Origin of the sequence: Streptomyces sp. TSRI0107 (genome assembly GCF_001905845.1) — a bacterium.
Taxonomy (GTDB): Bacteria; Actinomycetota; Actinomycetes; order Streptomycetales; family Streptomycetaceae; genus Streptomyces.
The window spans coordinates 497625-521135 of record NZ_LIVZ01000002.1 but is presented as its reverse complement, the minus strand read 5'-3'; the positions used below and the strand labels follow the sequence as shown (position 1 = coordinate 521135).

General features: G+C 69.7%; 19 protein-coding genes. 3 read left to right on the top strand and 16 right to left on the bottom strand.

The features are described 5' to 3' along the window. Positions 1-46 precede the first annotated feature (46 nt). The 15 genes from AMK31_RS06270 to AMK31_RS06200 form a co-directional block, all read right to left on the bottom strand. Complete coding sequence (locus AMK31_RS06270; RefSeq protein ID WP_073939368.1) at positions 47-913, bottom strand: phytanoyl-CoA dioxygenase family protein; 867 nt, start codon at positions 911-913, stop codon at positions 47-49. 175 nt (positions 914-1088) lie between these two features. Next, the gene (locus AMK31_RS06265; RefSeq protein ID WP_107468544.1) at positions 1089-2765 is read right to left on the bottom strand and encodes a sodium:solute symporter family transporter; all 1677 of its coding nucleotides are present in this window, start codon (positions 2763-2765) and stop codon (positions 1089-1091) included. Beyond that, positions 2762-2995 (bottom strand): hypothetical protein, encoded by a 234-nt coding sequence (locus AMK31_RS06260; protein ID WP_073939367.1) that lies wholly within the window; start codon positions 2993-2995, stop codon positions 2762-2764. The genes AMK31_RS06265 and AMK31_RS06260 overlap by 4 nt, the downstream gene beginning before the upstream one ends. A gap of 255 nt (positions 2996-3250) precedes the next feature. Beyond that, positions 3251-4351 (bottom strand): phosphotransferase family protein, encoded by a 1101-nt coding sequence (locus tag AMK31_RS06255; protein ID WP_073939366.1) that lies wholly within the window; start codon positions 4349-4351, stop codon positions 3251-3253. Continuing rightward, the gene (locus tag AMK31_RS06250) at positions 4351-5589 is read right to left on the bottom strand and encodes an acyl-CoA dehydrogenase family protein (RefSeq protein ID WP_073939365.1); all 1239 of its coding nucleotides are present in this window, start codon (positions 5587-5589) and stop codon (positions 4351-4353) included. Before AMK31_RS06250 ends, AMK31_RS06255 begins: the two co-directional genes overlap by 1 nt. A gap of 29 nt (positions 5590-5618) precedes the next feature. After that, positions 5619-6401, bottom strand: a complete 783-nt coding sequence (locus tag AMK31_RS06245) for an SDR family oxidoreductase (protein ID WP_073939364.1) — start codon at positions 6399-6401, stop codon at positions 5619-5621. A 3-nt stretch (positions 6402-6404) separates the two neighbouring features. Beyond that, complete coding sequence (locus AMK31_RS06240; RefSeq protein ID WP_073939363.1) at positions 6405-8084, bottom strand: class I adenylate-forming enzyme family protein; 1680 nt, start codon at positions 8082-8084, stop codon at positions 6405-6407. Between the two features lie 42 nt (positions 8085-8126). Beyond that, positions 8127-9683, bottom strand: a complete 1557-nt coding sequence (locus AMK31_RS06235; RefSeq protein WP_073939362.1) for a long-chain-fatty-acid--CoA ligase — start codon at positions 9681-9683, stop codon at positions 8127-8129. Between the two features lie 98 nt (positions 9684-9781). After that, complete coding sequence (locus AMK31_RS06230; protein WP_073939361.1) at positions 9782-11038, bottom strand: aspartate aminotransferase family protein; 1257 nt, start codon at positions 11036-11038, stop codon at positions 9782-9784. Positions 11039-11055: 17 nt separating this feature from the next. Next, the gene (locus AMK31_RS06225) at positions 11056-12171 is read right to left on the bottom strand and encodes a Zn-dependent alcohol dehydrogenase (protein WP_073939360.1); all 1116 of its coding nucleotides are present in this window, start codon (positions 12169-12171) and stop codon (positions 11056-11058) included. A gap of 29 nt (positions 12172-12200) precedes the next feature. Beyond that, a complete protein-coding gene (locus AMK31_RS06220; RefSeq protein ID WP_073939359.1) occupies positions 12201-13559 on the bottom strand; it encodes an NAD-dependent succinate-semialdehyde dehydrogenase in 1359 nt (452 codons plus the stop codon). A gap of 26 nt (positions 13560-13585) precedes the next feature. Further along, positions 13586-14290, bottom strand: a complete 705-nt coding sequence (locus AMK31_RS06215; RefSeq protein WP_073939358.1) for a transporter — start codon at positions 14288-14290, stop codon at positions 13586-13588. After that, complete coding sequence (locus tag AMK31_RS06210; RefSeq protein WP_073939357.1) at positions 14287-15681, bottom strand: flavin monoamine oxidase family protein; 1395 nt, start codon at positions 15679-15681, stop codon at positions 14287-14289. The genes AMK31_RS06215 and AMK31_RS06210 overlap by 4 nt, the downstream gene beginning before the upstream one ends. Continuing rightward, positions 15665-16600 (bottom strand): alpha/beta fold hydrolase, encoded by a 936-nt coding sequence (locus tag AMK31_RS06205; RefSeq protein WP_073939356.1) that lies wholly within the window; start codon positions 16598-16600, stop codon positions 15665-15667. The genes AMK31_RS06210 and AMK31_RS06205 overlap by 17 nt, the downstream gene beginning before the upstream one ends. Next, the gene (locus tag AMK31_RS06200) at positions 16593-18128 is read right to left on the bottom strand and encodes a flavin-containing monooxygenase (protein ID WP_073939355.1); all 1536 of its coding nucleotides are present in this window, start codon (positions 18126-18128) and stop codon (positions 16593-16595) included. Before AMK31_RS06200 ends, AMK31_RS06205 begins: the two co-directional genes overlap by 8 nt. A gap of 628 nt (positions 18129-18756) precedes the next feature. Here AMK31_RS06200 and AMK31_RS06195 point away from each other — a divergent pair. Next, positions 18757-20205 carry an APC family permease gene (locus AMK31_RS06195; RefSeq protein ID WP_073939556.1) on the top strand — a complete coding sequence of 483 codons (1449 nt, stop codon included), beginning with the start codon at positions 18757-18759 and terminating at the stop codon, positions 20203-20205. Between the two features lie 380 nt (positions 20206-20585). On the opposite strand, the gene AMK31_RS06190 is transcribed toward AMK31_RS06195, so the two are convergent. Beyond that, positions 20586-21194 (bottom strand): helix-turn-helix domain-containing protein, encoded by a 609-nt coding sequence (locus AMK31_RS06190; RefSeq protein WP_073939354.1) that lies wholly within the window; start codon positions 21192-21194, stop codon positions 20586-20588. A gap of 225 nt (positions 21195-21419) precedes the next feature. Here AMK31_RS06190 and AMK31_RS42050 point away from each other — a divergent pair, with 225 nt between their 5' ends. Together AMK31_RS42050 and AMK31_RS06180 are read left to right on the top strand one after the other, a co-directional pair. Next, a complete protein-coding gene (locus AMK31_RS42050; RefSeq protein WP_073939353.1) occupies positions 21420-21725 on the top strand; it encodes an alcohol dehydrogenase catalytic domain-containing protein in 306 nt (101 codons plus the stop codon). A 52-nt stretch (positions 21726-21777) separates the two neighbouring features. After that, entirely contained in the window at positions 21778-23013 is a 1236-nt protein-coding gene (locus AMK31_RS06180; RefSeq protein ID WP_073939352.1) for a helix-turn-helix domain-containing protein, read from the top strand. The last annotated feature ends 498 nt before the right edge of the window (positions 23014-23511 follow it).

Sequence of the window (23511 nt, the reverse complement as noted above, 5' to 3'; positions counted from 1 at the left end):
GCGTGCGCTCCTCGGACCGCTGCGGGAAATCCCGTGACCCCGGCTCTCAGAGCTTGAGGTAGTCGCCCAGGTCGGCGTAGTCGACCTGCCACAGGCCGGGAGAGCCCGTCGGGTACTGGGAGCGGAACCCGAGCAGGCGCTGGACACGCGGCGAGAGCGTCCTGGCGATCTCCATGTCGACCAGGAAGGGGTACGCCTCCTCTCCGGTGAGGAAGCCCGGATTGAGGGCGAAGGCCACAGCCCGCCGGTACTCGTCGCTGGTCTGGTTCGCGCCACCACCGTGCGCGGTCTTGCCGCTGAACAGAAGGGCGTCTCCGGCGTTCATGATCGCGGGAATCGTCTGCTCAGGAGTCCCGCGGTCCTCGAAGTCGCTCCAGTGGTTGCTCCCGGGGATGACCCGGGTGGCGCCGTTCTCCTCCGTGAAGTCGGTCAGGGCGATCAGGAAGTTGAGCGTGACTTCCGGGCCGTCGGGCCCCATCCCGATGAACGGGAACCAGTTCTCCAGGTCCCGGTGCAGCATCTGCCCCTGGCTGTGGGGGCCGATTTCGATCACCTGCGCGGTGGTCATCCAGTACGTGCCCGACTCCGGGAGGAAGATTTGGTCGCAGATCTCGTGGACCAGGGAGTGCTCGAGGATCTCGTTGCGGAACGTGGCGCTGTGCGTGACCAGGTTCGTGAGTCGCTTGGTGTTGCTGCCGTGGAATGCGGCCACCATCTCGTTCTCGTGGGTCGAGCCTGGGCGCAGCGCCTGCATCGGCGGCTCGATCTCGGCGTTGAAGCGGTTCATCTGCTCCTTCGACAGGAAGTTCCTGACGATGACGCCGCCGTCGCGGGTCAGGAGCTCGAGAATCTCGTCCGTCGGCGTGTCAGTCGCCACCGACGACAGGGTCTGGGGTTGCTTCTGTGCTGTCATGCGAATTCTCTCCCTCAACGTGAACTTCCTCGCTGTTCCTGTGGCGGGTGGCGTTACTCTGGCCAGCCACGCCCGCCGGTGAGAACGACGGCGTGCACCTGTCCTGCCCGGGCCAGGTGCACGATGCACAGGCCGGTCGCACCGCCGCTCGCATACGGTTGCCGGCAGCCGCGATCTATCCGGTGAAGCCGTCCCGGTCGGGGGCCATGCCCGCCCGGGGGGTACCACGGCCAGGAGCCAGGGCGTGTCCCTGATCCCCTGCCTCCCCCAGCGCCGTGCGCCGGTTTCGTACGCTCGGCTCCCACGGACGCGCGCTGCCGAGCCATCCGAGGAGGAAGGCTGCCGGGACGGAGACCAGCCCGGGGGTGTGGAACGGGAACAGGTTGAAGTCCTGCTCCGGCAACAGCGCGTACCTCGTACCGGACACAACGGGGGAGGCAAGGGTCAGGAGTGTGCAGAAGGACAGCCCTCCGTAGACGAGCCACAGCAGCCCTCGGCGGTCGAAGCCGGTCCAGAAGAAGGTGTAGACGAGCGCGGGGAACACGCAGGAGGCCGCGAGGCTCAGCGAGAAGGCGAGGAGGAATTCGATGGGGTAGCGGTGCACGGCGGTGGTGAGGAGAAGGCTCACCGCGCAGAGCGCGACGACGGAGAGCCGCACGACCGCCGGCTCTCCGATGGCGTTTCTGACCCGGACCTTCTGCCCGAGCAGGTCGCGGGTCACGGAGACGGCGGCGGCGAAGGTCACGCTCGCCACGGCTGTGAGGACGGCGAGGAAGGCGACGCAGGCCACGAGGGTGATGAGCACGACCCGGCCGGTGGAGAGGTGGGGGAGGACCTCCGATGCCAGCAGGATCGGGGCTCCCTGTCCCTTCGCGTCGACCGCCCCGATCTGTCCGCCGCCCACCACCGCGGCCGCGGCGAAGCCGGTCGTGATCAGGAGCAGGTAGAAGAGGCCGGTCAGCCCTACGGCGACGCTCAGTGAGCGCCGAGCGGCGGGCACGTCCCGGCTGGCGCTGACGCGCAGGAGCAGGTGGGGCATCATCGCGGTGCCGAGGATGACGACGATGTGGTCGCTGATCGTGCCGAGCGGACCGAGGTCGGCGGTGTGCGCCCACAGTCCGGGGCTGAGGTAGTCATCCGGCGACATGCTCTTGTCCATGGCGGCCGACAGCAGGGATTCAGGGCTCCAGTCGAACATGCGGAGCGCCAGCAGGGTCACTGCGGCGAGCGTCGCCAGGGCTACGGGCACCTTGGCGACCTGCACGAAACTGGTGCCGCGCAGATCGGCCACTCCCGCGAAGCACGTGATGAGGAATCCCATCAGCACCGTGCACACCACCTGCGCCGTCTCGGTCGGCTTGCCGATCAGAAGAGCGGCGGTGATGCCGCCGGCCCGCAGCTGAACCATGAGCAGGGGTACGGCGATGCACAGCGTCACCACCGCACCGGCGATCCGCGTTCCCGGTCCCTCAGCACGCAGGGAGAACAACTCGCCGAGGGTGTAGCGGCGGCTCGCGCGAATCCTGGAGGCGAGGAGCAGGAAGACGCCGAGGGCGAGGGCGCTGTCGACGGCGGTCGAGACTCCGTCGTAGCCGAAGAGGGCGATCGCTCCCGGCAGCGAGACCAGGATGACGACCGTGATCTGTTCTCCCGCCATCGCGACGCCGTTGAAGCCGGGCGGGAGGGACCGGCCGGCGACGTAGAGGCGTTCCGGGTCGTCGTCCTGAGTGGCGAGGGTGAAGACCCACAGCAGGCATAGGCCGATGAAGACGAGGAAGGCGGTGATGACCGAGCTCCTCGCGGCGGAGCCGATGAGGTCGGGCGAGCTGAAGCTCAGGAGGGAAACCGTCACCACTCGCCCCCGGCCGGACGAGAGGCAGCGGTCGTCACCGACGCCGGTTCGCGGGAGGACGCGGCCCGGTTCTCATGCCACCACGTCCCGCCGACGAGGACGACGAGCTGCGTGAGCGCCCACGCCATGCCGAGAGTGAGACGTCCGTACACGGAGATCTCTCCGAGGGCCGTGGAGCAGGAGAGCAGCACACCGACGGCGAGCGGCAGCGCGTTGACTGTGACCAGCACCCGTGTGTCACGGGGAAAATGCCGGGAGGAAGCGGAGGGCACGGGACCTCTCTCTGAAGAAAACGGGACGGACACGGCGCGAGGGGTCGCGAGGACGGTCGCAGCCGTTGAGGACGAGCGAGGGAGCGGGGCGGCCGCGCTCCGTACCGGTCGGAAGCGCGTGCCTGCGCCCGCGGGGGCCCGACGGTGGCGCGGCCTCCACGGCGTGGCCGCGGAGAGGCCGGTGAAGAGCCCCGTACCGGGACGCGTCGGGTGTCAGCGGCGAGTGGTCGCCGTCAGGCCCGCGTATTGCCCGGCCCGCTCCAGCAGTCGGGGGACACCCGTTTCGAGCGACGGCCCGAAGGACGTGTCGCCGGGACGCTCCCCGCGCTGCCAGCGGGTGTAGATGGCCTCGCAGAAGATCGCTGCCTTCCACAGGGCGAGGGTCTGGTACCAGGGCAGCGGGGTCAGATCGAGGCCCGTGCGGGACTGGTAGCGCTCTGCCAGCTCGCGCTGGGTGAGGTAGCCGGGCGACCGGGTCACCCGGGTGAGCTCGAGCGGGGTGGTGGGGCGGCCTGCCTCGGAGTAGGTGGCGGTGAGGTATCCCAGGTCCGCGAGCGGGTCGCCGAGTGTGGCCATCTCCCAGTCGAGGATCGCGAGGATCCGGGCGGGTGCCTGTGGAGCGAACATGAGGTTGCCCATGCGGTAGTCGCCGTGCACCACCGAGGCGGCCTGGCTCGTCGGCTGGTTGCGGGCGAGCCAGTCCGCGATGTGCTCCACCGCGGGCAGGTTGCGGGTGGTGTTGACCTCCCACAGGCCGCGGAACCGCTCGACCTGGCGCCGCAGATACCCCTCGGGGTGGCCCAGGGAGGCGAGTTCGTCTCCGGTCACGTCGATGCCGTGCAGGGCGACGAGGGTGTCGACGACCGCTTCGCTGGTGGCCCGGCGCTGTTCGGAGGGGGAGAGGTGGGGCGGGATCGTGTCGGTGACGACCGTCCCGTCGAGCCGGTTCATGAGGTAGAACGGCACACCGAGGAGGGCTTCGTCCTCGCAGACGGCGATGATCTCCGGTACGGGTACCCCGTGGTCGCCGAGGATCTTCTGGATGCGGGCCTCGCGCACCATGTCGTGCGTCGACTTGGGCAGGGGCGGGCGCGGGCCGCGGCGCAGGACGACGGACTCGCTGCCGCGCTCGATCAGGTAGGTGATGTTGGAGTGGCCGTCGCCGATGCGCTGCCATGCGAGCGGGCCGCTGCCGATGCCGTGGGTGTCGAGGAAGCCGGTGACCGCGTCGAGGACCAGGAGCGGAGGGCTGTCGAGGTGGCGGGCCTTCTCCCGGCTCGTGACGACCTCGACTCCGTCGGGGGCGGTGTGCATCACGCGGCCCCGTCCCGGCCGACGACGGCGTCGCCCAGGTATCGCTCACCGGCCTGGACGGCGGCGTGCCGGCCGGCTGAGGCCCGGCGGGCGATGGCCCACCGGTGGGTCTCGTTGGAGCCGTCGTAGATGCGGAACGGGCGGACCTCGTTCAGGTACTGGGCCAGGGGGAGTCCGTCGGAGACGCCGTCGCCGCCGCAGATCTGGATGGCGCGGTCGATCACCCGGTGGATCGCCTCCGAGCAGTGCACCTTCGCGACCGAGGACATCGCCGAGCCCGCCTTGGGGTCGGTGTGGAGCAGGGCCGCGGTCCTGGTGATGATCGCGTCGGACGTCTCGATGTCGATCACCGACTCGGCGATCAGGTGCTGGGCCAGGCCGAGCGAGTCGAGCGGACCGCCGAACAACTCACGCCGCCCGGCCCGGTCGAGGGCGATGTCGAGCGACCGCCGTGCCAGTCCCAGCCACCGCATGCAGTGGGTGAGGCGTGCGGGGCCGAGCCGCACCTGGGCGTAGCGGAAGCCGAGCCCGACCTCGCCGAGCACGGCCTCGTCGGGGACGAAGCAGTCCTCGACGTACAGGTGGGGGTGGCCGCCGTCGATGGCGCGGTCGACGGTGTGGATCGGCTCGCCGACCCGGATCCCGGGGTTGTCCATGTCGACCAGGAACATGGTGGCCCCCTCCGGGGCGCCGCCGACGGCCGGGGTCCGCGCCATGACGATGCAGAACGCGGCGCCGACGGCGCCGCTGGTGAACCGCTTGTGGCCGTCGATGATCCAGCCGCCGTCGGCGCGCACGGCCGTGGTCCGCAGCGCGGCCGGGTCGGATCCCGCTCCGGGGTGGGGCTCGGTCATGCCGAAGCAGGACCGGACGTCCCCCGCCGCCAGAGGCGCGAGATACAGCTTCTTCTGCTCCTCGGTGGCGATGAGGTTGAGCATGTGCATGTTCCCCTCGTCGGGGGCCATGCAGTTGAGAACGCTGGGGCCGATCGGCGAGTAGCCGGCCTCCTGGAGGATCGGCGACCAGTGCTCGATGGGCAGGCCCTGCCCGCCGTACTGCTTCGGCACGAGCGGCGCGAAGACGCCGGCCTCCTTCGCCGCGGCCTGCAGCCGGTCACGGGTGGCCTGGTCGAGACGTCCGCCCGGTACGGGCTCGGCGTCGACGACGACCTCGCGGATGAACCGGCGCGTGCGCTCACGCAACTCCGCGATGTCCGGAGGAAGGTGAGGGGTAGTCATGGCTGTCCTTTGTGGGAAGGGCGAGGTCGTTACGCGGTGCCGCCGGCGACCGTGAGGCCGCCGTCGACGGTGAGCACGCGGCCGGTGACCCAGGAGGAGTCGTCCGAGGCCAGGAACGCCACGGCGGAGGCGATGTCGGACGGCACGCCCAGACGTCGCAGGGGGTAGCCGGCGGCCACCTCGGCTTCCCTGCCTTCGTACAGGGCTTCGGCGAAACGGGTTTTCACCACGGCGGGGGCCACGGCGTTGACGCGGATCTCCGGGCCGAGCTCGACGGCCAGGGTCCTGGTCAGGTGGGACACCGCCGCCTTGCTCACTCCGTACAGGCCGATGCCGGGTGCCGGGGTGTCGCCGGTGACGGAGGAGAGGTTCACTACGGTGCCGCGGCGCTCGGTGAAACCGAGCTTCGGGTGGGCCACGGCGTCCTGCACCCAGGCGAGGGTGGCGAGGACGTTGACCTCCAGCACCTTGCGGGCTACCTCGAGGTCCAGGCCGACGACGGGGCCGTACGCCGGGTTGATGCCCGCGTTGTTCACCAGGACGTCCAGTCCGCCGAACTCGCGTGCGACGGTGTCGAAGACCTCGCGGCGGTGCTCGGGGTCGTCCGCCTTGCCCGCGACGGTGACGACACTGCCGTCGGGGAGAGCGGCGGCGGCCTCTTCAAGGGGTCCGGCCTTGCGCGCGGTGATGCACACGCGCGCCCCTTCGGCGACCAGCCGTTCGGCGACGGCGAGGCCGATGCCCCGGCTCGCTCCGGTCACGACGGCAACTCGGCCTGAGAAGCGGCCGTGGCCGGTGTGGTTCTCGTTCATGGATCAGTCCTTCGAGGGGGGAACCGGGCCCGGGCCGTCGAGGTGGCGGAGCTCGGCGCGCCGGATCTTGCCGCTCTGGGTCTTGGGCAGGTCGGCGATGAAATGGATCGTGCGGGGACACTTGTAGGCAGCCAGCCGCTCGCGGGAGAACGCGATCAGTTCCTCGGCCGTTGCGTTCAGGCCCGCCTTGAGCGAGACGTAGGCGACGACGGTCTCGCCGCGGTAGGCGTCCGGCTGCCCGACGACCGCGGCCTCCAGCACCGACGGGTGCTCGTACAAGGCGTCCTCGACCTCGCGCGGCCAGACCTTGTACCCGGACACGTTGATCTGGTCCTTGAGCCGGTCCACCAGGTAGACCCAGCCCTCCTCGTCGATCACGGCGACGTCACCGGTACGAAGCCGGCCCTCCGGCATCGTCTGGCGGGTGGCCTCGCTGTTTCCCCAGTACCCGGGCACCACCTGCGGCCCGCTCAGTTCGAGCTCGCCCTGCTCCCCGTCGGGGGCCGGATTGCCGTGCAGGTCGACGACGCGGGCCGTGAGGTGCGGCAGGGGCTTGCCTATGGACAGCGTTCCGCTCGGCAGGTGGACGGGGGCCTTGCCTCCCGGCGGCACGGCGATGACGGCGGACGTCGTCTCGGTCATCCCGTAGCCGTTGTGGAGGTAGACGCCGAACCGCTCCCGGAACCGTTCGACGGTGGTCGGCGGGATCGGCGCACCTCCGGAGTACAGGGCCTTCGCCGACGCGAAATGCTCCGGTCCGGCCTGCGGCAGCTCGTAGATCGCGTTGTACGCCGTGATGGAGCCGATCGTGTAGGTCACCCCGTGCTCGGCGAAGGCCTCCAGGGCGACCTCGGGGTGGAACCGGCCCGCGAGCACGAGCGTGGTGTCGGTGAGCAGGGAGATCGTCGCGTTGACCACCGCCCCGGTGATGTGGAACAGCGGGGCCATGGCGAGCACGACGTCCCCGTCGCTCACACCCATCCACGACGAGCAGGTCGCCACCACGCTCAGGACGTTGCCGTGGGTGTTCATGGCACCCTTCGGCGGCCCCGTCGTTCCCGAGGTGTACGTCAGAAACGCGACGTCGTCCCGGGTCAGCTCCACGGGCGAGGGGCTGCGGCCCTCGAACTCGCCGATCAGCGCCACCAGGTCGCCGTCCGGCGCGGGGGCCAGACGTTCCGTCGTCGCGAAGACCCGCGGATCGTTCCTCGACTGGTAGTCCAGCGCCGACGTGCTGATCAGCCATCGCACCGTGCTCCCCGCCAGCGTGCCCAGCGTCTCGTGGACATCCGCGTCCGCGCAGACGACCCCGACCGCCCCGGAGTCGTCGATGATCCGGCGGAGCTCCTGGCGCCGGTACATCGGGTTGAGCCCCAGTGCCGTCGCCCCCAGCTTCCACAGAGCCAGCAGCACCAGCGCGTACTGCGGAACGTTCTGCAGGTACACCCCGACGCGATCGCCCCGGTTGGTTCCGCGCGCCTCGAACGCGGCGGCCAGGGCGTCCGACGCCGCGTCCACCTCCCGCGCGGACAGAGCACCGTCGAAGAAGCGGAGCGCCGTGCCCTCCGGGTTCTTCGCCACGCGTGCCTTCCAGGCGGCCACGAGCGAGCCGGGAACCGCGTCCGTCCCCGTACCGGACCCGTCGGGGAACGTCTCCCGCCGCCGGCCTTCATCCACTGTCATCTGCCGTCCTTCCCACCCATGTCCATGCGCTTGGCGCGCCGGTCACGTGAGTTCGCGCTTGAGGATCTTTCCGGTGGACGTCATCGGCAGGGTCTGCACGATCTCCACGATGCGCGGGTACTTGTAGCCGGCCATCTGCTCCTTGCCCCAGGCGATCAGCTCTTCGGGGCAGGCGTCGGCGCCGCGGTCGAGGATGACGAACGCCTTGATCTCCTCGCCGTGGCTCTCGTGCGGCACGCCGACGACCGCGGCCAGGCTGACCGCCGGGTGCGTCATCAGGACCTCCTCGATCTCGCGCGGGTACACGTTGAAACCGCCGCGGATGATCAGGTCCTTCGCCCGGTCGACGATGTAGTAGAAGCCGTCCTTGTCCCTGCGGGCCAGGTCGCCGGTGCGGAACCAGCCGTCCCTGACTGCTTCGGCGGTGGCCTCGGGGCGGCCGTGGTAACCCTTCATCACGTTGTGGCCCTTGACCGCGATCTCGCCGACGGCGCTGCCCGTGCCGTCGTCCTCGACCTCCGACCAGTCCGAGTTGACGAGCTTGAGCTGCACGCCCCAGATCGGCACGCCGATCGATCCGGGCCGAGGCTCTTGCGCCGGATCGCTGAAGGTCACCACCGGCGAGGTCTCGGAGAGGCCGTAGCCCTCCAGGACCTGGACGCCCAGCCGCTCCCTGACCTGCTTGACGATCTCGGCGGGGAGCGAGGCGCCGCCGGAGACGCCGACGCGCAGGTTCCTCGCGATCCTCTCGACGTCGACGTCGTCGGTGAGCGCCTGCAACAGGCCCCACCACATGGTGGGGACGCCCGCGAAGAAGGTGATGTCCTGCTGCTGCATCAAGGACACCGCCTGCCGGGCGTCGAACCGTGGCAGCAGCACAAGTGTGCTCGCCGTCGAGAAGCCGGCGTTCATCTGCACGGTCGCGCCGAAGGAGTGGAACAGCGGCAGCACGACCAGATGGGTGTCCTGGGCCGGCCGGTTCTCCAGCAGCCGGTTGCACGCGAGGGCGTTGAGCACCAGGTTGGCGTGGCTGAGTTCGGCGCCCTTCGCCTGTCCTGTCGTACCACTCGTGTAGAGGAGCACAGCCGGGTCGTCACCCGTGGTCCCGATGCTGTCGAACGTCGTCGGGGTGCCCCGCAGCGCGGCGCCCATGGTCTCGGCGCCCTCGACCGGGCTTTGCGCCGCGGGATCGGCGGTGATGAGGAAGAAGTGCTCGCAGCCCGGGGTCTCGGTGAACCCGGCGTGTCCCTCCGCACCCATCGGCAGGCCCTCGCCGCCCTCGAAGCAGAAGTACGCCTTCGCCTCCGAGTCGGCGAGGTGGTAGGCGATCTCCCGGCCCTTGAGCAGGATGTTGAGCGGTACGACGACTGCGCCGGCCTTGAGGATCCCGTAGTAGACGATCGGGAACCAGGGCACGTTCGGACAGCTGAGCGCGACCTTGTCGCCGGGCCAGATGCCGCGGTCCACCAGGAGATTGGCGACCTGATTGGCGGCGGCGTCGATCTGGGCGTAGGTGAGGCGCGTCTGGCCGAGGACGACGGCGTCCCGGTCCGGGTGCGTGCGGGCGGAGTCCTCGAGCAGGACCGAGAGGTTCAGCATGGTGTCTTCCGGGAAGGTGGACCGGGCCAGGCCGCGGGGAATGGGACACACGGCCTGGCCCGGAGCGGGTGGGTGTTACGCGTGGCTCGATGCGGACGTCACAACTTCCGCACGAGCCGGTCGAGGGCCTCGGCCGTCGCCTCGATGTCGGCGGTGGTGTGCGCCGTGCTGAGGAAGACCTTGCCGGACGGCATGAACAGGAAGCCCTGCCGCAGCATCCCTTCGAGGATCACGGTCCAGAGCCCGCCGGTTCCGTGGAGCCCGGTGGCCCCGCCGGCAGGGACGTACTGGAGCAGCGAGCCGACCCGGTTGAAGCGGCCGAGGTCGGGAAATGAGCCGAGGACGCCGCCGACGAGGGCTTCGAACTCCGACGAGGTCTCTTCGAGCAGCTCGTAGACCGCGGGATCGGCCAGGACGCGCATCGTCGCCTCGACGGCCGCCAGTGCGATCGGGTTGGCGTTGAAGGTTCCGGCGTGGACGACGCCGGACGTCACCTGGTCGACCAGCTCGGCCCGGCCGACGACGGCGCTCTGGGTGAAGCCGCCGGCCATCGCCTTCCCGAAGACCGACAGGTCGGGCAGCACGCCGTACTTCTCGGCCGCCCCGCCCCGTGCGATCCGGAACCCGGCGATCACCTCGTCGAACACGAGGACGACGCCGTGCCGGTCGCAGAGGGTCCGCAGCGTCGACAGGAACTGCGGTGAGGGTGCTTCGACGCCCGCGTTGCTCATCACCGGGTCGACGAGCACGGCCGCGATGTCGCGCTCGACGGCCTCGCCCAGCAGACGCTCGGCCAGACGTATGTCGTTGAAGCGCGCCACGACCAGGTCGTCCAGCACGCTGGCCGACTGCCCCGGCCCACCGGGGGTGGCGGGGCGATCACAGTCGTCCTCGGACATCCCGGCGTACACGGTGTCGTGCCAGCCGTGGTAGCTCTTGGCGAACTTGAGGACGCGGCGCCGGCCGGTGGCGGCGCGCGCGAGGCGCAGCGCCACCTGCACCGCTTCTGTCCCCGTGTTGCTCCACAGCAGTCGCTCGCCGTGCGGCACGGCCTCCAGGACCGCTTCCGCCGCGAGGTACTCGAGCGGGTGGCCCGTGCCGACGACCTGCATCTTCTGCGCGACCTCGGACACCGCGGACACCACGCGGGGGTCACCGTGACCGAGGACGAGGGGGCCCCAGGCCATCACGTAGTCGATATACCGGTCGCCGTCCAGGTCCCAGACGTGCGCGCCTTGCGCCTCGCGCACGAAGAGCGGATGGGGAGGCATCGCGGCGCGCAGGCCCGACCCCACACCCCCGCCGACGCTGCGGCGGGCCCGCTCGAAGGCCGAGCGTGATGATTCCAGGGCCATGAGATCGCCCCTGCCTTTCAGTACGTGATCACCGAGCGGATGCCGATGCCGCGCTTCATCTGGTCGAACGCCTCGTTGACGTCCTTCAGATCGATCACGCTCGTCACCAGGGAGTCGAGATCGATGCGGTCGTTCATGTAGTGGTCGATCAGCAGCGGGAAGTCGGAAGCCGGCTTACTGGAGCCGTAGTTCGAGCCGATGAGCGAGAGCTCCTGATCGGACATGACGAAGGGATCGATGGATATCCGCATGCCGTCCGCCACCTGCCCGGCGACCACCGCCGTGCCGCCGCGGGCCAGGGCCGCGTAGGCCGACTCGATGGTGCGGGGCAGCCCGATGGCTTCGATGGCGATCTCCACACCGCGTCCGTCGGTGAGCTGTCGCACCCGGTCCGCGAGATCCTCGCGGCCGTTGTTGATCAGGTCGGTCGCACCGAAGACGCGCGCCTGCTCCAGCTTCTCGTCGGAGATGTCCGTGGCGATGATCTTCCGCGCGCCGGCGAGCCGGGCACCCTGGATCGCGTTCAAGCCGACGCCGCCGCAGCCGAGAACCAGCACGGTGTCGCTCGGCCGAACCTTGGCGGTGTTGACGGCCGCGCCGACGCCGGTCGTCACGGCGCATCCGACCAGAGCCGACTGCGGGAACGGGGCGTCGTCCCGGATGGCGATCGCGCCCGATTCGGGCACGAGGGTGTACTGGCCGAACGTTCCGAGGCCCGCGAAGCTGAGCACGTCGCCCTCGCCGGCGGACGTGATCCGGGACCGGCCGTCGAACGACAGGTGGTTCGCCGAGTGCTGGCTCACCATGTCACAGAGGACGGGCCGGCCGCTGATGCAATAGCGGCAGCGGCGACACGAGGGCGTCCACGACAGCACGACGTGATCGCCCTCCTTCAGCGTCGTGACACCCTCGCCGACACTCTCGACGATCCCGGCTCCCTCATGGCCGAGGATCATCGGCGTAGGAACCTCCCATTCGCCCAGGAGGACGTGGAGGTCGCTGTGGCACACCCCGCTCGCCTGGAGCCGCACGAGCACCTCGCCGGGCGGAGGCGTCGAGGGGATCGTCACTCGCTCGATGGTCAGCGGTTCGTTCGGCGTCCTGAAGACGGCGGCGTCGAATTCGATGGTCATGAAAGGTTTCCTTCCGTGCTCTGGGGCGGTCACGTCCGAGCGGTGCGGATGAGCTTCTTGTTGGCGAACTCGTCGATCCCGGCCCGCCCCAGCTCGCGGCCGAAACCGGACAGCTTGACCCCACCGAAGGGAAGTTCCGCGCCTTCGAGGCCGACGCCGTTGATGAAGACCATGCCTGCCTCGATCCGGTCGGCGACGCGCAGCGCCTGCTCGGCGTCCGTCGTGAACACGTAGGAGCCCAGCCCGTACGGGGTTCCGTTCGCCAGCTCGACGGCCTCGTCCTCGGATCCGACCCGGTAGACGGTCGCGACGGGGCCGAAGAGCTCCTCGGCGGCCGCCGGCGACGTCGGCGAGAGGCCCGTCAGCACGCCGGGCGGGAAGTACGCCCCTTCGCGCTGCCGTGCGGCGACGAAGGTCGCCCCGTCGTCGACGGCTCGCTCGACCTGTTCCTCGACGTACTCGGCGGCGGCGACCGAGGAGAGCGGCGCCAGGCCGTCGGTCAGGGCGAGCACCTTCTGGGTGAACTTGTCGAGGAAGGCGTCGTAGATGTCCTCGGCGACGATGAAGCGCTTCCCGGCGTTGCACGCCTGCCCGGCGTTCTCGAAGCGGGCCTCGACCGCCGCCTCGACCGTGGCGTCGAGGTCGTCGGTCGACAGCACGATGAAGGGGTCCGAGCCGCCCAGTTCGAGCACCACCTTCTTGAGGCTGCGTCCGGCCTTCTCGGCGACCTCCGCGCCGGCCCGCTCCGAACCGGTGAAGGAGACGCCCTGCACCCTCGGGTCCGCGATGACGCGAGCGATCTGCTCGCTGGTGGCGTGGACGTTGACGTAGCAGCCCCGGGGATAGCCCGCGTCCGTGAACAGCTGCTGGAGAGCCGCGGACGACTCCGGACACTGCGACGCGTGCTTGAGCACGATGGTGTTGCCCAGCGCGAGGTTGGGCGCGGCGAACCGAGCCACCTGGTAGTACGGGTAGTTCCAGGGCATGATCCCCAGCAGCACGCCGACCGGCTGGCGACGGATGAAAGCGGTGCCCTCTCCGTCCAGAAGCTCGATCGGGTCGTCGGTGAGGAACTTCTCCGCGTTCTCGGCGTAGTACCGGTAGATCGCGGCGCTGAACTCGACCTCCGCGACGGCCTCGTCCACCGGCTTGCCCATCTCGCGGTGGATGATCTCGGCGAGCTGCCGGCTGCGCTCGCCGTGCAGGGTGGCGACGGTGTGCAACAGCTGGGCGCGCTCTGCCACGGAGGTCTGCCTCGACCAGTGCGCGTAGGCGTTCGCCGCCGCGTCGACCGCCGCCTCGACGACCTCGTCCGTCGCGGTGGGGTACTCCCTGACCAGCTTGCCGCTGGCGGGGTCCACCACCGCGTACACGTGCCGCTTCGCCATACTGACTCCTTTGTCGTGATTCGGGTTCATGCGGGGGCCCCGGTCGTGCGGGCCGGGTTCGCGTCCGAGGCCGCGTTGCGGTCGTGCAGCGCGCGGTAGGCGCGGAAGTAGACGAATCCCTGGGTGCCCCAGGTCGCCAGCGCGGCGGTGTAGAAGATCGTGCGGTTCGCGTCGTCGAACGGCAGGGGGAAGAAGTCGTACGTGATCGCGATGGTGGTCGCGGCGGCCGTGACCAGTCCCGTCCAGATCGCCGGCCACTTCGCGCCCGCGTCCCAGAGCCGCTTGGCGAAGTACCCGAGGAAGACCGCCGTGAGGAGATTGACGACGACGTAGAACACGGCGACCCAGAACGTGATGCCGCCGGTGTGGAGATCCGCGCCGTGGAACTGCCGGAGGAACAGACCGGCCACGATCGCGACTCCGAACACGCCCACATCGACGCCGACGCTCGGCTTGTAGCGATGGGTGACCTTCATCAGGCCCATGACCAGGATGAGCGTGATGCCGACCGACCTGGAGAACGCGTCGAAGAAGTACGCCAGGTCGTACAGGACGCTTTCGCTCTTGGCTCCGAACAGCGACCAGAGCAGGAAGTTGCTGCCCGACGTCGCGACGACCATCCACTCCAGGCCCAGGAGGTAGTTGCCGTACCGGCGGATGAACTTCCAGCCGTAGAAGTAGCCGGCGAAGATCATCCACAGGTCGGCCAGCAGGAACAGCCCTTCCTTCATCGCGACGCCCCCTCGCGGACGTCACGGGACAGGAGGGTGGCGACGCGTTCGGCGGTGCGCTGGCCCGTCAGAACCGCACCGTTCATGCTGCCGGCCCATTCGCCGGCGGTCTCGGAACCCGCCCAGTGGACGCGCCCGTGAGGCTCGCTCAGCGCCTTGCCGAAGCTCACGGTCGCGTAGGGCGCGACAGCGGGATTGGGGCCGCCCGGGGCGAAGGGCTCCGCTCCCCAGCAGTGGTCCACGTAGTCGATCGGGGAGCGGGCCTGCGGACCGTAGAGGTCGGCGAGCTGCCGGACGACCCGGTCGCGCCGGGTCTCGGGGCTGAAGCCGTCGAAGACGCGCGGATCGCAGAAGGCCATCAGGACGCCCGGTCCGCTGGGAGCGGGGGACACGTCGAAGGTGATGAACACGGTTCCGGTGTCGGTCACCGCCTCACCGGAGTAACCGTCGGTCCGCCAGAACGGCTTCTCGTAGGCCACGAAGGCCTTGCTCAGCACGCCCATGCGCCAGGTCCGCGTGAGCCCTTCGGCCTGCTCGGGCAGAGCGGGGTCGAACTCGATGGCGGCGCGGTGCGCCGGCGAGGCCGTGACGATCGCGTACCGGGCGCGGATCTCGCCGAAGTCGGCGTGGACGGTGACACCGGTGTCGTCCTGCGTGATGCGGCGCACCGGTGTCTCCAGGCGCACGCGGTCGCCGAGCCGCTCCGCCACCCGCTTGGCGATCTCCTGGGTGGTTTCTACGATCCGGTCCTGCTGCTGACCGCCCTCGACGTCCAGCATGTGATCGAGCCCGCCCGCCGAACGGATGTAGCGCAGTGCGTGCAGCAAGGAGACGTCTCCCGGCGTGCAGCCCCACTGCACCTTGCTGATGACGGTCATCAGCGCACGGGTGCCGGGCAGCGCGTTCTTCCGGTCGAGCCACTCGCCGAACGAGATGGCGTCGAGCCGGCCGGCGCCGGGCGTCTCCCATGCGGCGTCCACGTCGATGGTCGCGACCAGCTTGTTCACCGCCGTCTGCATGCGGGCCATGTCCACCAGGGCCAAGGGGGAGACCTTGGGGATGGTGCCGCTGTAGGTGCGACGCCGGCCCGCCATCCACAGCACGTTGTGGCCCTGGGCGAACTGGTCGGTCGTGGTGCACCCCACGCGGCTCGCGAGGTCCCGGACGGCGGTGTGGCGCCGTGCCACCCAGGTCGCTCCGAGGTCGACCTTCACGCCGGCCACCTCGCCGGAGAGCGAGCGGCCTCCGACCCGGTCGCGGCCTTCCACGACCAGGACGGACCGTCCCGTGCTCACCAGTCGATCGGCGGCGCTCAGACCGGCGAAGCCCGCACCGACCACCACGACGTCGACCGTGGTGCTCCTGGAGCGGGGCTCACGAGATCCGGACATGGCTTCCTCCTTCACCAACGCGGTTCGCGTGCTGCGAGATGTAGGTCGTGACGGGATCGACGAGGGCCTCGGGGAGGTGATGGCCCATGCCGGGAATGACCACGTGCTGGGCCGAGCGGATCGCCCGTACGGTCGCGGCGCCGCCGCTCGGGCTGACCAGCAGGTCCCGGTCGCCGTTGATGACCAGCGTCGGGGCGGTGATCCTGCTCAGCTGGGCCGTCCGGTCTCCGGAGCGCTGGATGGCCTGGATCTGGCGCGCCGTGCCGGCTGCCAGGTCACCGGCGCTGCGATCCCAGCCGCGAGCCGCGACGGCCGCCTCGGCCGCGTCGTCGATGGGATGTCCCACTCCCGCGATGTGCCGGGTGAGCCTCAGGTGGGCACGGACCGCCGCGGTTCTGGTCCTCGCCGGCGGGGCGGCGAGGAGCCGGATCGTCGACAGAGCCGGCTGACCCACCTTGCGGGCCCCGGTGGTGGAGTAGATGGAGGTCAGGGACAGGGCCCGCTCGGGTGCTGTGGCCGCGATCGTCTGCGCGATCATTCCGCCCATCGAACGCCCGACCAGGTGAACTCGCGAGATCCCGAGATGGTCGAGTACGCCGAGGGCGTCCTGGGCCATGTCGGCCAGCGCGTAGGCGTCGCCGCGCGGACGCCTGGTGAGCTGACGCCACAGCCCGGGAGGGGGAGCGGCGACGAACGTCGACTGCCCGGCGTCGCGGTTGTCGATCGCGACGACCCGGAACCCGCGGGCGACGAGTGAGCCGACGAACGAGTCGGGCCAGAAGGTGAGGTCCTCGCCCAGTCCCGCGATGAGCAGCATCGCGGGGTCGGCCTTGTCGCCGTGGTCCCGGAAGCAGATCGTCATCCCGGAGGGCAGGGGCGCGTACTGGTCGACGCTCTCGGCGCCGCTCGTCTCAGGCATGGGTCGCTCGCCTCGCACCGGGCCGCCGCGAGGCCGCCCGACCGGTGCCGAACTTCAGGTGCTCGTCGGCCACCGGACCGCGGAGGGCCTTGGCGTCCTCGGGGTAGGACATCGCCATCCGCCAGGGCTTCTCGGGGCCCTGCTTGGGCAGGAGCTTCTCGCCGCGCTTGGCGTACCCGGCCTTGATGTCCATGACGGACCTGCGCTTCGTCCCCGACGGCGCGACCGGAACCACCGTGTCGTGGCCGCGGGCGTCCATGTGCCGGACCAGGTCGATGAAGTAGCGACACATCAGGCTCACCTTGAGCGTCCACGACGAGGTGGTGTAACCGATCGCCATCGCCCAGTTCGGGATCCCGCTCAGCAGCATGCCGCGGTAACAGAGCGCGTCCGCGATGTCGACCCGGTGCCCGTCGACCACGATGGGCATGCCGTCGAAGAGCCGCAGGTTCAGCCCCGTCGCGGTGACGATGACGTCGGCTTCCAGTTCCTCGCCCGACGCCAGGACGATCCCGCGCTTGCTGAACCTCGCCACGGCGTCGGTGACGACGGAGGCCTTGCCCTCCTTGATCACGTCGAAGAAGTCGCCGTCCGGCGCCAGGCACAGCCGCTGGTCCCACGGGTCGTACGGCGGGTTGAAGTGCTTGTCGACGTCGAATCCCTTGGGGAGGCGCTTGATGTTCTCGCGCCGGATCAGCGCTCGTCCGGCCTTGGGGAAGGTCCGCAGACCCTTCACGACGGCGTGTTCGGTCCAGATGTTCTTGAACCGCGTCACGGCGTACCCGCGCTTTTCCCCGAGCAGCTTCGTGAGCGTCAGGGCGACCCTGTCGACGCGGGGGAGCGCCATGACGTAGGTGGGGGTGCGCTGCAGCATCGTCACGTGCCGTGCGGCGCCCGCCCCGGAGGCCATGGCCGGCACCAGCGTGATCGCGGTCGCGCCGCTGCCGATGATGACGACCTTCTTCCCGCTGTAGTCGAGATCCTCCGGCCAGTGCTGCGGATGAACGATCTGGCCCTCGAAGTCGTCCCGCCCCGGGAACTCAGGGGAGAATCCCTCGTCGTACCGGTAGTAGCCGGTGGCGGCGAAGACCCATCCCGCGCGGATGGTCTTGGTCCGGGTCTCTCCCGAGGCGGGGTTCGTCGTCTGGACGGTGAGGGTCCATGTCGAGTCCGCCGAGGACCATTCCGAGCGGACGACGCGGTGGCGGAGCCTGAGGAGGCGCTCCAGACCGTTCTCCCCGACCGTCTCCTCGAGGTACTCCTTGATGAGGTGAGCGTCGGCGATCGCGGCTTCGTGGCGCCACGGTTTGAACTCGTAACCGAACGTGTGGAGGTCGGAGTCCGAGCGGATGCCGGGATAGCGGAACAGGTCCCAAGTGCCCCCGATGTTGTCGCGCGCTTCCAGCACGACGAGAGACTTGTCGGGCAGCTCTCGGCTGAAATAGGTGGCCGCGCCGATCCCGGAGATCCCTGCTCCGATGATCACCACGTCGAACTCCTCGACGGCGTCCAACACCTCAGCTGTCATGGCGTTTCCTCGCTGTTCCTGTGGCGGTTGCCTCACTGTCGCCAGCCACGACCGCCGACGAGAACGACAGCGGGCACCTGCTTCGCCCGGGACCGGTGCACGATGCACAAGCCGATCGCACCGCTGCGCCCATACGGTGGTCGGCGATGTCCGACGCGACCTCGGCCGAAGCCGCGCTCGGCTCTTCGGGGAGCAGGGCGCCGGGGCGGCGTCCGCGCGGCGGCCGGCCCTGCCGCAGCCATTGCCGCGGTGAAGTCGGCGTGATAGAGGTTTGACCCCTGGTGTTTAGTGCCACTAAACACCTCGTCGCGGTCGTGCGCAGAGGTCGAACCCGCTGTCGTCACGACCTCGCCGCGCGTCGGGACCCACTGCGTATCGAGCGGGGCAGATCGCGGCTGTCACTCACGCGGTCGCGGCCGTGAGGAAGCGACGAGCAACCGGGTCCCGCTCGGGGCCACGTCTTCTCAGGGCTGAGCCGGAGAGGCAGAAACCGGATCTCCTCGCCCCGCTGCGCGGGAGCCGCTCCGGTTCGCTTCGCGTGGGCGTACCGCTTCACGCACTCCCTCATCCACTCCTTCATCCACTCATGACGAGCCGGTATCGGCCGGTGAGCCGAAAGGTGGTCGAGATGGCCGACCTCTCCAAGACAGGGCACGTCGAAGCACCCGGCGATCAAGCGGGACCGGGCAACCCGCTCAACCGCGGACTCGGCGTGTCGCAGATCGTGTTCATGGTCGTCGCCGCGGCGGCACCGCTCGGGCTGGTGGCCGGCGGGGTGCCGCTCGCCTTCGCCGTGAGCGGCAGCCCGGGGATGCCGCTGTACTTCGTGCTGTCCACCGTTCTGCTGCTGATCTTCGCGGTCGGCTTCACGCTGATGGCCGGACGGGTACGCAACGCGGGCGCCTTCTACGCCTACGTCCAGGCCGGGTTGGGCCGCATACCCGGTCTCTCCGCCGCGACCCTCGCGCTCTTCTCCTACACGCTGCTGCTCGTCGGGGTGAACGCCTACGTCGGCGTCGCGACGAGCAACGTCATCGAGCGGTACGCCGACGCCGGAACCCCGTGGTGGTTGTGGGCACTCCTCTCGCTGGGCATCATCGCCTTCCTCGGCTATCGCGACATCGAGCTGAGCGCCAAGGTGCTCGGTGCCGTGCTGGTGCTGGAATCCCTGCTGCTCCTGGTCATGGACTTCGGCATCGTGGGCCACGGCGGCGCCCATGGCCTGACGGCCGAGCCGTTGTCGCCCTCGATCGCGGGAACCGGCTCCCTGGGCCTCGGCGTCATGTTCGCCATCCTCGGGTTCATCGGCTTCGAGGCGACGGCCGTGTTCCGCAACGAGGCGAAGGACCCCGACGCCACGGTTCCGCGGGCGACGTACGTCGCGATCCTGGTGATCGGGGTCTTCTACTCGTTCACCGTGTGGGCGATCGTGGTGGGTGCCGGCGTCGACGCGGTGATCGGAGCCGCGCAGGCCGACCCCGAGGGGCTGGTCCTCTCGCTGACGCAGAGTTACGTCGGTTCCGTCTGGGCCGACATGATGCAACTGCTCCTGATCACCAGTCAGTTCGCCTGCGTACTGGCTTTCCACAACGTCGTGACGCGCTACCAGTTCGCACTGTCCCGGGCCGGCGTGCTTCCGGCGTCGCTGGGTGTCGTTCACCCCCGGCACCGCGCGCCGTCAGCGTCCTCGGCCGTCGCCTCGGCGGTCGCGTTCGTCACCACGGTCGTAGTCGCCGTGCTCGGCCTCGACCCGATCGGGGACCTCTACGCCTGGTTCTCCGGAGCCGCCACCCTCGGCATCGTCCTGCTGATGGCGGCCACCAGCCTCGCGGTCATCGGTTTCTTCCGGCGCGGCGAAGAGCAGCAGTCGGTGTGGCGCACGGTCGTGGCCCCGGGCGTGGCCTTCCTCGGCCTGGCCTGTGTGGTCTGCCTGATGGTCGCCAACTTCCCGCTCCTCGTCGGCACCACCACGGGCGCCTGGGTGATCGGCGGGCTCGTCGCCCTCTCGGCCGTGGCCGGCGCGGTGCAGGCCCTCGTTCTGCGGGCGCGCCGGCCGGCCGTCTACGAGCGGCTCTAGGCCCTGTCGTTTGGATCAGCCCGGCTGTGAGGGACGGTGCGTCCTGGCCGAGTCGAGCGGGGTCTGGTGCGTGCAGCTGCAAGGCGGAGGAGGGAGTCGACGCGGCGCGTCGGCGACTGACGACAACGCGGCAGATGTGCGTGCCAGATCCTGCGACGCCGGGATGATCCAAACGACAGGGCCTAGGTGTCTCGTCGATCAGGCCGGATCAGGGAGCGGTGTCTGGTGCCGTGCATCGCGAGGCGGAGGAGGGAGCCGGTGCGATGGGGGTCCCCCCTGCTCGAGCGGAGCCGAGAGCTTGGGGGAATCGGCGAGTGACGACAACGCGGCGAGGCGCGGTGCCAGGCGTCGCGAGCCCGGCATGATCGGAAAGACACTGCCTAGGCCGGTCCTCGCGCGACGCGCGGCAGGGGAGGCGACAGGACCCACAGGACCTCGCTCACCGTCGTACCCGGATTGTCGAACTGGTGAAGCGTCCGACCGGAGAACGAGGTGGACACGCCGGCCGACAGCGTCCGGGTCTCGCCCCCAACGATCAGACGGGTCGAGCCGCTCAGCCCCATCGCGAAGATCGTGACGGTGTCGAGCCGATAGGGGCCACCGGTCCCCCCGCCTGGCTCGATCACGGAACGGAAGACCTGGAACGCCGTGGTGCCGGCGGGCGTGAGCAGGTACTCGGCCACGCCTTCACCGCCCATGTCGATCCGGCTTCCGCCCTCCACGAGCTGCTCGTCGGGGTACGCGAACAGCTCTCCGACCCCGATCCGCAGCACCTCGCAGACGCGCAGCAACGTGGGGACGGACACGCTGGTGAGCCCACGCTCCAACTGGCTCAGAAAGCCCTTGGTGACCTCTGCCTGCCGCGCCACCTCCGTCAACGACAACCCGCGGCTGAGCCTGATCCTCCTCAGCTGCGCACCTGCGGACGCTTCGAGGGCAGCGGCACCTCCGGCCGCTCCGCCTGCTGTCCTGCCGTCGTCGATGGACATCGTGTGCTCACCGCCCGTCCCGAGGCCGAGGTCGTTTGCCCGTCGGGTGACAGGCCGACCCGGACGAGCCCCCTCCGTGACATGAGGCTAAGGCATGCGCGTCACGGCCCGCCGGTGCGCCCCTTCGGCGGAGCCTTGGCGCCGAACCTCTTGTGGCGCCACCGGGGGCGTGGTAAATCTGCCGCCGTTTAGTGTTGCTAAACAGCTCCCGGACCCTGGAGACCCATGCGCGCGGTTGTTCTCTCATACCTGGCCACGCCCGTCGAGGTGGCGGATGGCGGTCTCGCCGATCCACATACGGGCGAAGCCGGGGTTCGCGTCACCGCGGCGGACGTGTGTCGCTCGGAGGCCCCTCGCATGCGAGAGGACGGGGAGGTGCCGACGCCTCTCGTCTCCGGACACGGCGGATCGGGAGTCGTGACCGCCGCGGAGCCGGGTGTCACCGGCCTCACCGAGAGCGACCGTGTCGTCCTCTCCCGGGACGTCACTGCCGTCGGCCAGGCCGCCGGCGGGCCTTTCGTCTGTCCGTGACACGGCATGTCGGGAGCCGTCGGCTCCCCGAGAGCAGAGGGACACTGAAAACATGGAAGAGCTGTGGCCCCCGCCCTCCCGCGAGGTCGCTGATGCGATCAGGTCACTGTGCCAGCGCCTGCTGACGGAAACGGACGCCATGGTCGACGCCTTCGCAAGGCCCTCTCTCGTCGCCCAGAACGATCCCGCCCTCCTCGCGGACGCATCGCTGGTCGAGGAGGACCGCGAGCTCAACCGCTCCGATCTCGTCCAATGGCTGAGTGCGAACGTCCAGCAACCGGGGCGGCGGGTGGAGCCCTACGTCGGCCCGAGGACCACGGCGTACATCAACGATCTCGTCTCCCGGGGCATCGCGCCCGACTTCGCCGTTGCCTGGCGCGTGGCCCTGGGGATCGGCTGGCGGCGATGGCTGGAGGAATGCGTGGCGGACTGCGCAGACCCCGAGCTTCTCGTGGGGGTCCTGGACGTGACGGGGCAGTCGCTGGTGCAGTACGCCCTCGACTCCGTCGCGGCCCTGCGGCAAGCCGGCCTCGCCGCGGCGATGGGGAATACGGGTGCCGAGGGGATCGCAATGATCCAGCTGATCGCCAGTGGGGCACCGATGGCGGAGGACTTCGCCGAAGGGCGCCTGCGTTACCGGATGGGGCGGTGGCACGTGGGTCTCGTCCTGTGGATCGATGATCCTCGCCAGACCGGAGCCCTGGACGAGGCGATAGCCGCCGTGCGCTCCTCCGTCGGCGACCGGAGCGCCCTGGTGGCGCGCGCCAGCGCCACGTCGCGGTGGATCTGGCTCTCGGGAGAGGCCGTTCCGAACATTCACCATGTGGTGAAGGCCCTCGCGATGACCGACGAGGTCCGCGCGGCGGTGGGAAGACCGGGACGCGGACTTGAAGGATTCCGGTCCAGCCACCAGGACGCCCTCGCGGCGCAGGCGCTGGTGATCCGGCTGGGGTCCGACCGGCGGTTCACCGCCTACGGCGACGTGGAACTGATCGACGCGCTCACGAGGGACCGGGCCGGCGCACGTCGGTTCGTCATCAACACACTCGGGCCGTTGGCCGAAGCCGACACAGCGCTGCGGCAGGCACTGCTCACCTACGTGCAGTGCGGCTTCAGCACCACCCGGGCGGCCGCCAACCTCTACGCGCACCGCAACACCGTCGAACGGCGGGTCTCACGCGCCAACGAGCTCTCGGCCGTCAAGGTGGAGGACAACCCGACCCATGTGGCGGCGGCGCTCCTGGTACTGGAGATCGCGCCTGACATCGTGACGGTCACTCCGAGCTGAACTCGCACCACGCAGCCGCCGTGCTTGCGCTCCTGACCCGGGGAAGAGCCCGGAAGGGCGAGCAGGGGGAGAGGTGGGCGAGGGTGCGGCCGCGCTCCAGGAGCGTGTTCGCCTGTGACGGCCGGGAAGACCCGGGCAACTCTGCGGCGCAGCTGACCCGGCGCGATCCGTACCGTCGATCCAGGCGTCTACGAGGGCCGATCCAGGGCATTCGGTGGTTCGGATCGCCGTCCGAAGAGCTCATATGGTTCTTGAAACCTCGCAGCACTGCTCGCTCCCTTTCTTGGGCCCGCCGCACGGCACATCGGCTCAGCTCAGCACATTGAGCGCACGCTGTGTGGAAGCGGGGAAAACCGCGGCGGGGGATCCGTACGGCTGGCCGAAAACAGAAGGCGCTCGGCTGGGCCTGTGCGGGTCGCGCGTCGGGTGGGGCTCAACGCGGACAAGAGGCCGGCACGCGCGATCCGAAGGGGAAGCGTTCGGCCCGGCCTCGGCCAC